The following is a 14,704-nucleotide window of genomic DNA, read 5'->3' on the forward strand; positions in this document are numbered from 1 at the left end:
TTTTATCGATTAGAAATGCCCCCCAGAGGTTACCGATTTTGAGGTGTTGGCATTATGATCAGTACCGGCGGCAAAAATCCATGCCTGGGTTCCTATCCAACTGGATTTTATAGACTGCTTGGATCGTCGGTTTAGTAGCTTATTTCAGGTGTTGTTTTTGGTATGACTACCTCTCCCTACACGCCTAATGCGGTTCAGGCCTCCTCCCCTCGGGGGGGTAGCCCAGATGAATCATCGAATTCACCTGCGCCTTGCTGTCATGACTTAGATGCCACTAAGCGCGATCGCTTCGAATTGCTCAGCGCTTACCTCGATGGCGAGGTTACCCCCGAAGAACGCCAGCAGGTACTCTGCTGGATTCAAAACGACGATGGGGTCCGCAGCCTTTACAACCGGTTGCTGGCGCTGCGCCAGGGAATGCGCAGTCAAAGCATTGCCCCTAGCTGCGACGCAGAAGCAACTTTAGTGGGCGTATTTCACAGCTTCAACCGTCGCCTCAGGCTAGCCACTATGGCCAGTGCTGGGGTGGCGGCCATTGGCGTGATCAATCTCCTCTCGGGGTCGGGAATGGGCAATCCTGCTTGGCGCCTGACCAGTGTGGCCCAACCCGAGACCCTGCAAATTGCCCTTGACAAACCGGCCTTTCCAATCCCTGAGACCTCCTCGGGGATTGTTACCGATGTTGTTAGTCCCCTTGAGGCCGGCGGTTTGCCAGTCGATCCTGAACTGTAGACGGCTGACCAACCCGTGCTGTGCAACGGGTACAGCGTCATACAACCGCTATGCATAGGAGGCCTCATCACTCATCAAAAGTGGCGAGGCCTAACGTTTGTGAAGATAACTCCCTGGTGCTCTGTCAAACCTAAGTTTCTAGGCTACAGCTATAGCTAAAACTTTTATAGCTAAAACTTTTCCAGCTGATCGAGGCGCAGCCAGATGTTTGGGGTTGGCATTTGCCCAAACTTGACCAGAGCATAGTCGTCGCTAGTGTCTACAATTTCGCCCTTGGTTTCAAACAGGTAGGGGGGAAACCGGGTATCACTGGCGGTAGCTTCCAGACTGTTTTCCAGTTTTTCACGCACGGCGCGCACCATATCGCCCCGTTTCAACGCTGCTGCCATAACTTCAACGTGCCACTTGCTATCAACCTCAGCCTTACTGTACACGAAATTGTTCGCTTAGGGCCTGGCGACAACCCCTTTCCCTATCGTCACACCTGGTCCCTACCGCTGACCCCTACCGCTGACACTGGGGGCAGTAGTGGGCCGATCGCCCCGCCAGCTTGAGGCGACGAATAGGCGTTTCACAGACTCGACAGGGTTGTCCGTCGCGGTCGTATACCCAGGCTACGCCACCGTAGTTGCCGTTGATGCCGTAGATGTCGCGGTAGTCGCTAAAGGTGGTGCCCCCCGATTCAATACTGGTAGTTAACACCTTGAGGATGGCGCTGTGGAGCCGTTCCAGGCGCTGGGGACCAATCCGATCGCTGGGGGTGAGCGGGCGCAGACCACTTAAAAACAGCGCCTCATCGGCGTAGATATTGCCCAGGCCCGCCACCAGGGCCTGGTCTAGGAGCGCATTTTTGATCGGGCGGCGGCTGCGGGCCAGCCGCTGGCGCAGGTAGGCGACGGAGAACTGGTCATCAAAAGGTTCTGGACCCAGGAGCCGCAGCCCCGTCATGATAGTGTCCGGGGCGGTGTCGGGGGGTACCCACCAGAGGCGGCCAAAGGTGCGCTGATCGACGTAGCGGAGTTCACGGTTGTCGCTCAGCCACAGGCGCACCCGGCAGTGGGCCTGCACTGGCGTTTCGGGGTCGAGCCACAGTAGTTGACCCGTCATGCGCAGGTGGACCCCCAGATAGCCTCCAGCACCGCCGTCGGGACGGGTCAGCTGCCCCAGCAGATACTTGCCCCGCCGGTGCCAGTCGCTCAGGGTTGAGCCCGTAATGCCGGATAGAAATGTGGCGACCTGGGCAGGATGGGCGATCGCTCGATCCAGCAGCACCTGCCCGCCCTCCAGCCGGTGCCCTGGCGTTACTCGGGCCAGCCCCCGTCGCACAGTTTCAACTTCTGGTAGTTCTGGCACCGCCTAAACCCTGGGCCCTGGCCTCACGATAGTGTGTCTTTGTACTATAGCAACGTCCAGCCCCAGGGGAGGCGCACGACTGCCATGGCAGGGGCAGACTCTGGCACCGGAAAACGGGCAGCGATCGCCCCCAACAGCAAAGGCCTGCGCCGAAGCACAGGCCTTAAACCGCAATATTACCCTGTTCAATGTATCCCTATCGAGGGAACGGGAACCGGAGCACAGGGCCAATACCCCTGGAAGCTGAATCCTGGGTGAAGGAACTCAGCTCTCCGAGGGAGAGCCAACGGGAGGGCTTCCTAAGCCTTCTTAGCGGCCTTGGGAGCTTCAACTTCTTGAAGCTCAGACAGCGCGAAGTTGTTGGTGTTGATACCGGCGTAATTGACCTGATCAAAGCGCACGACGGCGGGGTACTTAATGCCGCTCTGGTCGATGGTGGCAACGGTGCCGACTTCCCGATACCAGTACGACTCTTTACGCAAAATGCGGACTTTAGAACCACGTTGAACCATGAACAATGCCCTCTTGAAAAATCAATATTAATGGCAGATTGCCCAGGCCAAGCCGCAGCCAGGGCTAATCGCAGAAAGCCCATGACCAAGCTTGGATAGGGGGTTATTCCATGCCACCAGATTACTACGACAGCCCCAATCTCACGGCCCTGGAGGGTTTAAGTTTTATTGCAAACCCGCCAGGCGGATCCATTTACTTCCAGAGTATTGTCGGCAGGGCGATCGCGGCCGTACCCAGGGGCGCTCAGCGGCACCGCAGCCAGCAGAGCGATGGTCCCGGTCAGTCGATAAATGGCGATAAATATTTTCTGGCAGAAATTTTGTTCATATTTCGCAACACTTGGGCACACTAAATCTGTCACTGCTTTTCACGGGAGTTCTTTTCGCCATGCTGACCAATATCGAGGCCCTAGTGCAGGCCACCGACGGCCGCTACGCCTCCGACCAGGAGCTGCTATTTTTTCAGACCTACCTGTCTACGGTCGGCATTCGGCTGCGGGCCTACCAAAAAATTCAGGCTGCCGAGCAGCAGATCATCGCCCAGGTGATGGCCCGACTCAAAGCCCAAAAGCCCAACGTGTTTCAAATTGGCGATCAGGATTTAACCGCCAAATGGCAGCGAGACACGGTGCGGGTGCTGCGCTATAGCGCCATGGCGCTGCTACTGGATGACCCCGATCGCTTCAAAGACAACCTGCTGAGCTGGTTCCAGACCATCATGCGAGCCTTCGGAGCCCAGGAGAGCTGCGAACTCACCTACGCCGCCATGCAGGCGGTTATGCCCCAGTTTCTCAACGCCGAAGAACTCAAGCTGTTTTTGCCCATTCTGGAGCTGAGCCGGATTACCCTGGGGCAGTAGGCTATGGCTGTACAGTCGGCCTAAAAATGGCTTTTTAAGCCTGAAGTTAGCCTCCAGGGAACCCCTGGCGGAAAGGTCTAAATTGGTCATAGTTAAGTACCGCTTGGGGGATTCAGAAGAGTTTCCCGGGCGGTTTTTGTTGCCATATTTACTACGTTTTGTATCGTTCGAGCGCTGGGACAGGTGGCCCCAAACCTGCGGTTTCCTGTGGTTTGGGCCAGCGGTGTAGGGTAAGTCCTGACGACGATCCCAGGGTTGAGCTGTTAATTTTGTGCGGGGCTGGGCACATTACATCTATCACCGAAAACAGTCTTACAAGGCCTGTTACACCATGGTTATGACCACAGAAACCGCCCACCGTCTACACCAGAAATTTCCCAAAAAGCATAACCACTATGCCCTGCGAGATTTCTTTCAATTCAATGGTGAATACGGCACCATTACCGACTGGAACGACACCCGCAATGTGCTCACCAGCGAAGACTTTATCATTGGCCTGCTTGAAGGGCTGCAGGAGGAAGTCGGCGATGCCTCTTCAGCAATTATGTACACCGTCGGGCTGGAGTGGGGCAAAATCGACTCGCTGCAGTTTGAAACCTGGTTTGAGCGCGAGTTTTCCATGAGCCCCCGCCGCGCCAACCTGATGTTTTTGCTCGAAACCTGGTGGTGGCCCTACATCTCCCAAGGCTGGGGCCGTTGGGAAGTCGATATGAGCGATCGCAAGCAGGGGTTCATGTTTATCAACCTGTTTGACTCCGCCGTGGCCCGCACCCTGGGCGACGTGGGCAAACCCGTCTGCCACCTGTACGCCGGGCTGTTTGCCGGGTTCTTTACCGAAATGGTCCGCAAGCAGCTGAGCTGTATTGAAATTCAGTGCTACTCCATGGGTGAGACCTACTGCAAGTTTCTGCTGGGGGGGCGCGAACGCATCGATGCCGCCGCCTTTTGGATGAACGAAGGGGCCAACGCCCGCGACATTGAGAAGCGGCTGCGGGCTGGGGAAGGTGGCCAATGAGCCCATCTCCCCTCGATGCCATGACCAACGCCCAGGCGTCTCAACCCTGGCTAAAAGAAACCGTACAGACCTTCTTCCAGGCCGTTGCCTGGGATGGACGAGCGGTCTTTGCAGCCCCAGGATTGGGGAGCCCCAGCTCGTCAGAGTCGGCCATGACCATGACCGTCACTGATTTCTTCGCCAGCATTGCCTGGGACGGTCAGCCCAACATTGGGGTTCCCATTGCCCCCCTGGAGGCCGTTCCCGCCGCGTCTGCAGACGCTGACCTCGACCTGACGCTGGACGGGTTCTCCGACCTGTTTGGGTAGTTCCCGCCTCGGCCGGGACTGGTCCCTGGACGTTTCCCTGGGCGTTATAGTCCCTGCTCAACCCTACCGCTTGCCTCGCAAACCCAGAGGATTTTGCCATGACCTTTAAGCTCGACACCCTGTTTAACTCGCCCGAAAAGCAATACCTCGATGCCAACGACCTCAGCACTCTGAGTCAGTACGTGAGCTCGATTCCAGATCGGATGGCGGTCTATCGCACCCTGCGCGACCAGGAGATTGCCATCATGCAGCCCATTGCCGACGCCCTCCAGCAGCAGGCGGGACACCCCGAGCCGCTGGTCGAGCGCAGCGTGCGCAACGGGCTGATGGTGCTGCGCTACGCCGCTATGGCCATGCTGCTCGACGACGAAGGATTTGTGGAGGAGCGGCTCCAGGGTTGGCTGCCAGAGATGGTGAAGGCCTACGAAACCCAGGCCGTGGACCAGCAGCTGTTTCAGCTCCTGTTTCAGCAGTTGGGCAAGATTTTTTCACCGGCTCAGCTCAACCTGCTCAAGCCCAACCTGGAAAAGGCCCAGAGCCTGATGCTCAACACCCGCGAAACCGTCACACTGGCCGGACTGCTCTAGGGGCTGTGGTTTAGCGCTTGGGGGTTGCCCCCGTTCCGCTCCGGCGGTTCTGACCACCATTACTCTCCTGTAAGGACGTTACCTATGGTTTCTGTTGCCGATTTACTCACCGATGGCCGGCTGCCCGGCAACTATTTTGCCCAGGATCTCTACGTGCGGGGCTCGACCGAACTGGGCTTGCTGGAAAACCGACGCGGCGATCGCCTGCTGGCTATTCCTGACCCGCTGCTGCAGGCCATCTACTCTGGCCTGGAAAAGGAGACGGGCCAGGCCTCCCGCCTGGTGCTCTACAACTGTGGCCGCTGGTGGGGCAAAAACTTCTATGCCCGCTTCTGTGAGGAGCTGGCGGACTACTACAAACAACCCATGGCCAGCCTGTCGATGGCCGAATTTCTGCAGTCCCTACAGCAGTGTTGGAAAACCCACGGCTGGGGCCAAATTCACCTGGATGTCACCTACCGCGATCGCGGCTTTCTAGGCGTTGAAATCTGGCATTCCCCCTTTACCGCTGCAGCCCCCCAGAGCCAAAAACCCTCGGGCGATCTGGAGCGCGGCATTCTAGAAATTTTCTTTACCCAGCTGACTGGGCGCGAACTGCGCTGTGTCCAAACCAGCTGCACCGCCAAGGGCGATGACTGCAATCGCTTTATTTTGGGCCTCGACAAGCGCCTGAGCTCGGTGGAGGGGATGGTTGCCAACGGTCAGGCTCACCAGGCGATTATGCAAACCCTCATGCAGCAGGGGTAGGCATACCGTGGCCCCCACCCGCCAAATCCGGCGATCGCAATACCGAATCCTGGGGCTGGTTGGCCACGGTCAGTTTGGTCGCGTCTACTGCGCCATCCACCGCACCACCGGCGACCTGGTAGCCATCAAAGACCTGCACAAAGACCGCTTTCCGACCCACAAATTTTTGCGGGAGCTGCGGTTTTTGATCAGCCTGGAGCATCCCAGCATTGTCACTTGCCACGCGCTGGAGCATTCCGCCAGTGGACGGCAGCTAATCCTCGACTACTGCGAGGGGGGGACCCTGCGATCGCTGTTAGAAAGCGATACCGTACTCACCCTGCAGGAGGTACTGGGGTTTACCCTCGATATTCTGGCCGCCCTGGAGTGCGCCCATCGCCAGGGCATCGTCCACTGCGACATCAAGCCAGAAAATATTCTCATGGAGCTGACTCCCGGCGGTTGGGTCGCCCGGGTATCTGACCTGGGCATTGCCCGTCTCAGTCAGGAGGCCACCCAGACCGACATGGGCCAAACGGGCTCGCCCGCCTACATGGCCCCGGAGCGGTTTTACAACCAGCACCCCCCCGCCGCCGACCTCTACGCGGTGGGCATTATTTTGTACGAGCTGCTGCTGGGGCAGCGCCCGTTTTCGGGCACTCCCATGGAACTCATGGTGGCCCACCTGAACCGCCCGCCGGTAGTCCCGGCCCAGGTGCCCAAGCCGCTGGTCCCGGTGCTGCGCAAGACGCTGGAAAAGCTGCTTCCCAGGCGCTACACCACCGCCCGCGACCTCCGCGCCGACCTGATGGCAGTGTACGACACCTATCAAAGCCAGGGCCTGCTGCACCAGCCCGCCTGCCCCAAAACTATCCCCAACCTCGACCTGGCCCCCGACCTACCCTCTGTGCCGCTGCCCCACCCCACCGCGGTGATGGGGCTGGTACCCCTGGCTCACCAGGGACACCTGGTGGTGACCTGTAGCCAGCAGCAGGTCTGGTTTTACCACTGGGCTCGAACAGGCATGTCGGCCCCCGAAGTCAGCCAGGGATTTAACCTGGCCGCGCCGGTAAAAGCGTTCTTGCCCACGCCCCAGGGCGGGGTTTTGGTGACGACGGAGTCACTGCACCTGCTGTCGATGACCCACGGACTGGGCTGTATTGCCCACAGCATTCAGTCGGATGGGGTGGCGGTGGCCCCCAGCGGTCGATGGTTTGCCACCGTCGGGCAAACCCCGGCAGGGATGAACGTTTCGGTGCGCCAGCTCACCATGCCGCAGCAGGGGGTCAAAATCTCAGCGCCCAGGACGGTCACCTTGCCCACCCAACCGGAGGACCAGCTGGTGACGCTAATCGCCCTGGACAACGGCCATATTGCCCTGGTTCTGCGTCGGGGCAGTCGAACCCTGTTCTATGGCATTACCCGTCGGGGCACCTATCTGGGCTCCATGGCTGCCTCGGTGCCGCTGTATAACCTGGTGGTCACCAGCCATCCCTACCGCTACCTGGCCCTGGAGGACAACTGTCCGAACGCGGTGCTGGTCGTTGACCTGATGCCGTTTAGAATCTTGCGCTACCGGGTTGATATTGAACCCCACTGGCTGTTTGAAACGGCGGTCGGCTACGGCCTGCTCAGCCAAATGGGCGAATTTTCGCTGCTCAACGACGAGGGCCGGGTGATCAACCGCATGGCCGGGCTGCCGCGACCAGCGACCGTGGTGCAGCGAGGTCCGACCGAATATCTGTGGAGTACCAATGAGGGCGATCGCAGCCGCATTTACACCGTGGGCCTCGGTGACCTCGCCCCAGATATTCTGCTCTAGTCAACGAAAGTTAAGCCCTTTAAAGGGAAACTAGAGGCCGGTTGTTTCGAGAAGTGAAGCCATGCTGGAGTTTATGACCCTGCCCAATAACGTGCTGCCTCCGGTAGCTCCCTACTCCCACGCGGTCAGGGCAGGGGATTTTTTGTTTGTGACCGGGCAGCTGGCGGAGGACCCGACTACTGGCGAGGTGATCAAGGGCCCGATTGAAGACCAGACCCGCCAGGTGATGAACAACCTGGCCCTGGTGCTCAACCACGCGGGTACGGGCTTCAACCGGGTAGTAATGGCGCGCGTTTTTGTCACCGACTTTCGCCACTACGAAACGGTCAACGCCATCTACCAGTCCTACTTTGGCAATGCGCCCCAGCCCAGCCGCACCACCGTGGGGGTCACCGCCCTGGCGGGCTATGGCGATGTAGAGATCGACTTGATCGTCTACTGCGGCGAGTAGACCTTCGGTAGGGGTGAGCCCCTGAAGCTCACCCCTGCTCAAAGCGCCCCAGCCGCCGCCGGGTGCCAAACAGGTGGGCATAGACGTAGGAAAACTCGCAGCCCGCAAAGAAAATCTGGCAGGCCAGAAAAATCCACAGCATAAGAATCATCACGCTGCCGATTACGCCGTAGGAGACAAAGCGACTGCCCAGGCTGATCACGCTGTTGCTGACCAGCCACTGTAGACCCGCCAGCAGCAGGGTGGTAAGCAGGGCCCCGGGCCAAATGTCCCGCCAGGATAGTTTGATGGTGGGCAGAATGCGGAACAGACCCGCGATCGCAAACCCCAGCGCCAAAAACGACCAGCTTGCCTGCAGGCCCTGGGAGAGCCAAGCTTCGTCAATGTTCAGGAAAGCGAAGGTCTCCTGAAACGTGCTGATCAGCGTCAGAATGACCCCGATGACGATGGTTGACACCAGGGAGGCCAGCAGCAGCAGGGCTGTAGCCAGCACCAGCAAAAACGCTGACAGCTTGTTGAGAATGAAGAAGGTCGCCATCTTCACAGGCGATCCGGCTTCGCTGACCCGACTGGGGGACTCCCAAATTTTGTTGACCGATCGCTTCAGCATGCCAAAGATGGTGCTGGCGGCAAACATCAGCAGGCCAAAGCCAATCAGCCCTGCCCCAACGCTGTTTTCGTTGAGAGAAATGATGGTGTCTCGAATCAGCTCGTGCACTTCGGGGGGCAGGGAGCGCCCAATCACGTCCTGAATGGCCTCAAAGACATCGGTGTTGGGGCCGACCAGCGCCCCGATAATGCTCAGCACCACCAACAGCAGCGGAAACAGCGAGAACAGGGCGTAGTAGGACAGCGCCGCCGCCATACCGGGGACGTTGTCGCGATCCCACTTGAGCCAGGTTTGAATCAGCAGCTGGGCGGGCCGGGAGGGGAGCACCTGGGTGCGTAGATAGGGAAGGAAGCTCGATCGCACGTATTGCTTCATGGGTGGGTGCAGAGAAACCGAAGCTATTATCCCCCAGCCCTAGAGCCGTGCAGCGGTGCCGCTAACATTCTTTCGTTCGCGGCTGTACCAGGGTGGCGATCGTGCTCACTAGCAGGTCGGGTTCGATAGGTTTGGCCAGGTGCAGCTGAAAGCCAGCGGCCAGGGCCTGCTGCTGATTGATGTCGCCGGCGTAGGCGGTGAGGGCGATGGCTGGAATATTGCCCCCCTGGTCGTGCAGCCGATGGCGGATCTGCTGGATCAGCTCGTAGCCATCCATGTCGGGCATGCCGATGTCGCACAGCAGCAGGTCGGGCACCGACTGGTTCAGCAGGCTGAGGGCCTGGAGGGCAGAGGTCGCGGTGGCCACTTCCGCTCCCGCCTGGGTGAGAATAAAGGTGGCCAGATCCCGCATGTCGGCCTCGTCATCGACCACCAGAACCCGCAGTCCAGCCAGGTCGGTGGCGTTGTCTAGGGGCTCGGCGGCGGCGGGCTGAGCCCGTTTGTCCAGGTTGAGGGGCAGCTGCACGGTGAAGGTCGCGCCCAGGTTGGGGCCGGGGCTGTTGGCGGCCACCAGCCCGCCGTGCAGTTCGGCGATCTGCCGCACGATCGCCAGGCCCAGGCCCAGGCCGCCAAACTGACGGGTGGTGGTGCCGTCTTCCTGCCGGAAGTAGTCGAATACGTGGGGCAAAAAGTCGGGATGGATGCCCTTGCCGGTGTCGCTGACCTGGATTTGGGCGGAGGTCTCCACCTGCTCCAGGGTGATGGTCACCTGTCCCCCCGCCGGGGTGAACTTAACCGCATTGGAGAGCAGGTTCCAAATCACCTGCTGGAGTCGGTTGGTGTCGCCCAGGACCTGACCCGCGATCGCATTTAGATGAGTTTCGAGCTGAATGCGCTTGGCCTCCGCCGCCAGGCGCACGGTGTCGATCGCCGCCTCAACGGTGCTGGCCAGATTCACCGGGCCCACCGTCAGGGTCAGCTTGCCCTGCAAAATGCGGGAGACGTCGAGCAGGTCTTCGATTAGTTGGGTCTGGAGTTTGGCGTTGCGCTCGATGGTTTCCAGGGCCTGGTCGGTTTTGGCGGCATCCAGGGGGCGGCTGCGCAGGAGTCGGGCCCAGCCCAGAATGGGATTCAGCGGCGATCGCAATTCGTGGGACAGCACCGCCAGGAACTCGTCTTTGATCCGGTTGGCGGCCTCTGCCTGGGCGCGATCGCGCTGGGCGGCCCCGTAGAGCTGGGCATTTTCAATCGCCAGGGAAGCCCGGTGGGCCAACTCTTCGGCCAGCTGCAAATCGGTGTCCCTGTAGCGGCGGCCCGACTCGGCCGAGATGAACGAAATCACGCCAATCACCCGGTCCTGGCTGCGCAGGGGCACCGTCATGGCGGAACTAAAGCCCACCTGCCGCAAAATCTCCAGGTGCTCAGGGTCTTTAGCGGCATGGACCAGCAGGTCATCGGGAATGTCAGGAATCAGCTCGGGTTGCCCGGTACGCAGGGTGAGGGCGGCACCGCGCTCCTCATTGGGGTCGAGGGGATACTGATCGCGAATTTGGTAGGCCCACTCCAGTTTGGCCGGGTCGATGTGGGCTACGGCAATCTGGTCGATGGTGCCATCCTCTTCCACCATGTGGACGGTACACCAGTCGGCCAGTTCTGGTACGGTGAGCCGGGCCACCTGCTCCAGGGTGGTCTGGTAGTCAAGGGACGATGCCAGCACAGCGCTCGCCTCCGACAGATACTGCTGGGCGCGCTCCAGCTTAACCCGCTCGGTGACATCAACTATGTAGGCCAGCAGCCGTTCCACCCGCTGGTGGTCGTCCACCGTGGGCAGGTAGTAGACGTTGTAGTAGCCGGGGCGGCGATCGCCATGGCCAGGGGCATTGATCGCCAGGTTGGGGGAGATAAAGGGTTTTCCCGTAGCGTAGATCTGACGAATCACCTCAACGATGTCGGGATCGGTTTGACCAAACAGCTCGGCTACAGACCTACCCAGATGTTGGTCGCGCGGTAGCCCATTGATCTCCGCCAGGGCTTCGTTGATGGCGACAAAACGCTGCTCCCCATCCAGCAGCGCCAGGCCAATGGGGGAGGTGTCAACGATGGTGGCCAACTGCCGTTGGGCAGCTTCGGCCTGGGCGCGGGCCAGGCGTTCGCGCTCGAGCAGCTGTTCGCGCTCCTGCTCGGCGAGCTTGCGATCGGTAATGTCGATCAAAGCGCCGATAGATTGCTTGGGGTGGCCCTGCACATCGTAGGAAAACTGCCCCCTGTCCTCAACCCAGTGCAGGGAGCCGTCGGGCCACAGCAGTCGATACTCGTGGTGGTAGTCGGTGCGCTCTTGCATCGCCTGCCGCATTTTTGCCTTGACGGTGGACAGGTCATCGGGATGAACACGGCTACCCCACATCTGGCTGCTGGGTTCACATTCGTCGGGCTGATAGCCCAGGATGGTGTAGTGCCCCGCCGACCAGCGGACATTATCGGTCTGAACATCCCATTCCCAGGTGCCCATGCGGCCAATATTGAGAGCGAGCTGGAGGCGGGCTTCGCTCTCGCGCAGTTCGGCCTCGGCGCGCGATCGCTCCACAGCCAGCCAGGTCTTTTCGGCAATGCGCTCCATCAGGGCGACATCGTCTGCCGTCCAGGCCCGGGGGGTGGCCTGGTGGAGCACCAACATAGCCACAAACCGCCCCCGCTTGACCAGGGGGACGCAGAGCAGCGAGCGGATCGCCAGGGCGGCAAAGGCCCTGGCCCCAGCGTTAAGGATGCGAGGGTCGCCCTCTAGATCGTCGACCACGATGGTTTTGCCCTGCTTTAGCTCGGCCAGTAGATCGGCTCCAAAGGACTTTAATTGGTGAGTACCGACAACGCTGCTGACGCCATCGCAGTAGTCGCGATCGATGATCGCGTGCTCCTGGGCCGCATCGATTTCGCCGTAGGCGCAGCGCGAGGCGTCGAAGTGCTGACCGGTGGCGCTAACCACCTGCCAGATAATCTCTTCCGAGTCTTGCAGGGTGCGGGCGGCGTCATTCAGCTCAATCAAAAACTGCTGCTGCCGTTCTTTGCGCTGGAGTTCGGCCAGCAGGGCTTCGCGGTTGGCTTCGATCTGCTTGCGATCGCTAATGTCGATAGAAACCCCAACCATGCGCACGGGCTGTCCAGCCCCGTTGAGATAAAGCCGTCCCTGGCTTTTGAGCCAGCGTACCTCACCGCTGGCAGTGACCACCCGATACTCCTGGGCAAAGAACTGATCGCCCACCACGGCTTCGGCGGTTGCCTGCTGGAGCAGGGGGCGATCGTCGGGATGGATGAGAGCCCGAAATGCCCCGGTGGTGCCCACCTCCATGCCCCAAATCTCTCGGGCATTGGGGGAACATACCACCCGCTGGGTTTCGATATCCACATCCCAGGCCACCATCTGGGCCGAGGAGAGGGCGAGCTGGAGGCGTTCTTCCGCCTCTCGCAGGTTGGCCTCGATCTGCTTCAGGCGGGTGACATCCTGGAACATGCCAATGCCGGTCGCTGGATGGCCATGCATGGCGGGTAGAATTTCTCCCCAACAAAGGGTGGGCCGCACGCCGCCGGGGGTATGCCAGTTTATTTCATAGTTCTGCAGGCGCTCCCCTCGGGCAATCAGTACGGCGGGCATCTGGTCGGTGGGGATGCGATCGCCCTGGCCATCGGTGCAGTAGTAGGCGTCGGGGTACTCCTCCAGGGATTTGTGCTTGGGTAAATCGCCCCCGGCCAACTGATTGGCAATGTGGTTAGAAAACGTGATCTTGGCGGTCTCAGGTTCAATGAAGACGGCGGGCGTTGGCATTAAATCCAGGACAGTCTGTAACCATTTCTGCTGGTTTTCCAGATCTTCCGCCTGCTGCCTCAGCAGCCGTTCGGTGTGCTGGCGCTCGGTGATGTCTTGCACCACCACCGCTGCCGCCAAAATTTGCCCCTGCCGGTCCAAAACTGGGGCCGAGCTGACCGAGATAACGATCCGCCTGCCGTCTTCGTAGCGCAGCTCCATTTCCTCATCGGCCACGACTTCTCCCGCCCGCAGCGATCGCGCCAGGGGGTACTCGTGGGGCGCATAGAGTTCCCCACTGGGGCGAAACGCCTGCAGGGGGACGATGGGTACATAGTCCTCCAGTTCGTAGGACTGCTCGAAACTGTAGCCCAAGATGTGTTGTGCCTGCTCGTTGGCCAGCACCAGTTTGTTCGTCGCCGCTTCGGCAATCAGTACGCCCGCCGGCATCTGGCGCAGCACCGCTTCAAACTGGGCCCGTTCCTTCTCCAGCTCGCCGAGCAGCCGCTCGCGCTCGACCTCGGCCTGTTTGCGGTCGGTCACATCGCGAAAATATACCGCCACCCCCTCCGCTGAGGGGTAGGCTCTGGCCTCCAGCCAGCGGTAGAGGGGCTCGCCAAATTCTTCCCAGGCCACCGGTATTTGCTCGGCGATCGCCCGGTGCATCGCCTTGTAGGCCACCCCATCCACCAGGTAGGGGAACACCTCCTTCCACACCTGTTTGCCGATCAGCTCCTCTGGGGTTTTGTGCAAAATCTGGGTGGCGGCCTGGTTGACGTAGGTGTAGCGCCAGTCGCGGTCAAAGGCCACGAAGGCATCGGTAATGCTTTCTAAAATCGCGACGATTTTAGGCTCTGTCGCCCGGTCAGCGGGGTCTGGGGTGTGGGCCAGCCGCGTCTCCAGGGCGTGGTTCCGCTGCTGTAGCAAGCGAATCTGCTCTTGCAGCTGCGCGATCTGCCCCTGCTCTCCAGGGCCGGGGGGAGCACCCTCCGCCTCTAACTGACGGGCGAACTGTTCGATCACCTCCGATCGGGATGTTCCCTGGGATTGGGCCAACCGGGCAAGCGATCGCCAAGCCGTAGGAGTGATAGATAGACTGACTCGTTGCTTGATCTCTCGCTCCCAGCTGTTCACAAACGTTCCGCTCGCGTCGCGTGTCATGGAGTATGGCACCGTTTGCACAAACGGTAAAACCATTCAACTCGACTTTGGGGTGAATATGAATCGCCCTTTGGATAGACGTTTAGAGCTATTAACCTTAACGGATCAGGTCTAGCTACAGTGCCGTCAGGCCAACGCCCCATCCCGCTCTTGGGGATCAAAACAAGATCTGCGCGCAGCGACAGATGCCCCAGAATTGGCTCTGGGAGGGGTAGGATTGCTCAGGGTCAACGCTGGGTCGCCTTTAACCGAGAGTTCCCCACATCATGAGTAACCATGGGCCAGTAAAATAGCCCTTTCTGAGACATCAGTGGCCTTACTCAAGCTATTTGGGGCTCTTGCCCGTATTTTGGAGGTAAACTCTTGAACTCAGCTTGCTCAACCTCCAGGTCAAAAT

General features: G+C 59.9%; 13 protein-coding genes. 8 read left to right on the forward strand and 5 right to left on the reverse strand.

Features of this window, described 5'->3' with window-relative positions:
- The first annotated feature begins 162 nt into the window (after positions 1–162).
- Positions 163–732 carry an anti-sigma factor family protein gene (locus NF78_RS22385; RefSeq protein WP_156119925.1) on the forward strand — a complete coding sequence of 190 codons (570 nt, stop codon included), beginning with the start codon at positions 163–165 and terminating at the stop codon, positions 730–732.
- 170 nt (positions 733–902) lie between these two features.
- Here the strand turns inward: NF78_RS22385 and NF78_RS22390 are convergent, their stop codons facing one another.
- The 3 genes from NF78_RS22390 to NF78_RS22400 form a co-directional block, all read right to left on the reverse strand.
- Positions 903–1,121 carry an NAD(P)H-quinone oxidoreductase subunit O gene (locus tag NF78_RS22390; protein WP_035991769.1) on the reverse strand — a complete coding sequence of 73 codons (219 nt, stop codon included), beginning with the start codon at positions 1,119–1,121 and terminating at the stop codon, positions 903–905.
- Positions 1,122–1,236: 115 nt separating this feature from the next.
- On the reverse strand, positions 1,237–2,085 hold the full coding sequence (locus NF78_RS22395) for a DNA-formamidopyrimidine glycosylase (protein ID WP_035991770.1): 849 nt from the start codon (positions 2,083–2,085) through the stop codon (positions 1,237–1,239).
- A 299-nt stretch (positions 2,086–2,384) separates the two neighbouring features.
- On the reverse strand, positions 2,385–2,597 hold the full coding sequence (locus tag NF78_RS22400; RefSeq protein ID WP_035991772.1) for a photosystem I reaction center subunit IV: 213 nt from the start codon (positions 2,595–2,597) through the stop codon (positions 2,385–2,387).
- A 388-nt stretch (positions 2,598–2,985) separates the two neighbouring features.
- Here NF78_RS22400 and NF78_RS22410 point away from each other — a divergent pair, with 388 nt between their 5' ends.
- From NF78_RS22410 to NF78_RS22440, 7 genes are all read left to right on the forward strand, one after another.
- Positions 2,986–3,456: a phycobilisome protein gene (locus tag NF78_RS22410; protein ID WP_035991776.1), complete on the forward strand. Its 471-nt coding sequence runs from the start codon at positions 2,986–2,988 to the stop codon at positions 3,454–3,456.
- Between the two features lie 331 nt (positions 3,457–3,787).
- Positions 3,788–4,471, forward strand: a complete 684-nt coding sequence (locus tag NF78_RS22415) for a V4R domain-containing protein (protein ID WP_035991778.1) — start codon at positions 3,788–3,790, stop codon at positions 4,469–4,471.
- Positions 4,468–4,779, forward strand: coding sequence for a hypothetical protein (locus NF78_RS22420; RefSeq protein WP_035991780.1), 312 nt, complete (start codon positions 4,468–4,470; stop codon positions 4,777–4,779). The genes NF78_RS22415 and NF78_RS22420 overlap by 4 nt, the downstream gene beginning before the upstream one ends.
- Positions 4,780–4,877: 98 nt before the next feature.
- Positions 4,878–5,366: a hypothetical protein gene (locus NF78_RS22425; RefSeq protein WP_035991781.1), complete on the forward strand. Its 489-nt coding sequence runs from the start codon at positions 4,878–4,880 to the stop codon at positions 5,364–5,366.
- An 84-nt stretch (positions 5,367–5,450) separates the two neighbouring features.
- A complete protein-coding gene (locus tag NF78_RS22430) occupies positions 5,451–6,113 on the forward strand; it encodes a V4R domain-containing protein (RefSeq protein WP_035991783.1) in 663 nt (220 codons plus the stop codon).
- 7 nt (positions 6,114–6,120) lie between these two features.
- Entirely contained in the window at positions 6,121–7,914 is a 1,794-nt protein-coding gene (locus NF78_RS29960; protein ID WP_072016225.1) for a serine/threonine-protein kinase, read from the forward strand.
- Positions 7,915–7,975: 61 nt separating this feature from the next.
- The gene (locus NF78_RS22440; RefSeq protein ID WP_035991785.1) at positions 7,976–8,365 is read left to right on the forward strand and encodes a RidA family protein; all 390 of its coding nucleotides are present in this window, start codon (positions 7,976–7,978) and stop codon (positions 8,363–8,365) included.
- A gap of 28 nt (positions 8,366–8,393) precedes the next feature.
- Here NF78_RS22440 and NF78_RS22445 read toward each other — a convergent pair whose 3' ends face one another.
- Positions 8,394–9,350 (reverse strand): YihY/virulence factor BrkB family protein, encoded by a 957-nt coding sequence (locus NF78_RS22445; protein WP_035991786.1) that lies wholly within the window; start codon positions 9,348–9,350, stop codon positions 8,394–8,396.
- A 61-nt stretch (positions 9,351–9,411) separates the two neighbouring features.
- A complete protein-coding gene (locus tag NF78_RS22450) occupies positions 9,412–14,307 on the reverse strand; it encodes a PAS domain S-box protein (RefSeq protein WP_035991789.1) in 4,896 nt (1,631 codons plus the stop codon).
- Positions 14,308–14,704: the final 397 nt, after the last annotated feature.

It is taken from the genome of Leptolyngbya sp. KIOST-1 (genome assembly GCF_000763385.1).
Classification (GTDB): Bacteria; Cyanobacteriota; Cyanobacteriia; order Phormidesmidales; family Phormidesmidaceae; genus Nodosilinea.

What these genes read in the sequence shown, in the direction of transcription:
- NF78_RS22440 (WP_035991785.1), top strand. Translation starts at nt 7,976, where the DNA reads ATGCTGGAGTTTATGACCCTGCCCAATAACGTGCTGCCTCCGGTAGCT.
- NF78_RS22390 (WP_035991769.1), bottom strand. Translation starts at nt 1,121, where the DNA reads ATGGCAGCAGCGTTGAAACGGGGCGATATGGTGCGCGCCGTGCGTGAA.
- NF78_RS22385 (WP_156119925.1), top strand. Translation starts at nt 163, where the DNA reads ATGACTACCTCTCCCTACACGCCTAATGCGGTTCAGGCCTCCTCCCCT.
- NF78_RS22425 (WP_035991781.1), top strand. Translation starts at nt 4,878, where the DNA reads ATGACCTTTAAGCTCGACACCCTGTTTAACTCGCCCGAAAAGCAATAC.
- NF78_RS22400 (WP_035991772.1), bottom strand. Translation starts at nt 2,597, where the DNA reads ATGGTTCAACGTGGTTCTAAAGTCCGCATTTTGCGTAAAGAGTCGTAC.
- NF78_RS22430 (WP_035991783.1), top strand. Translation starts at nt 5,451, where the DNA reads ATGGTTTCTGTTGCCGATTTACTCACCGATGGCCGGCTGCCCGGCAAC.
- NF78_RS22450 (WP_035991789.1), bottom strand. Translation starts at nt 14,307, where the DNA reads ATGACACGCGACGCGAGCGGAACGTTTGTGAACAGCTGGGAGCGAGAG.
- NF78_RS22410 (WP_035991776.1), top strand. Translation starts at nt 2,986, where the DNA reads ATGCTGACCAATATCGAGGCCCTAGTGCAGGCCACCGACGGCCGCTAC.
- NF78_RS22445 (WP_035991786.1), bottom strand. Translation starts at nt 9,350, where the DNA reads ATGAAGCAATACGTGCGATCGAGCTTCCTTCCCTATCTACGCACCCAG.
- NF78_RS22420 (WP_035991780.1), top strand. Translation starts at nt 4,468, where the DNA reads ATGAGCCCATCTCCCCTCGATGCCATGACCAACGCCCAGGCGTCTCAA.
- NF78_RS22415 (WP_035991778.1), top strand. Translation starts at nt 3,788, where the DNA reads ATGGTTATGACCACAGAAACCGCCCACCGTCTACACCAGAAATTTCCC.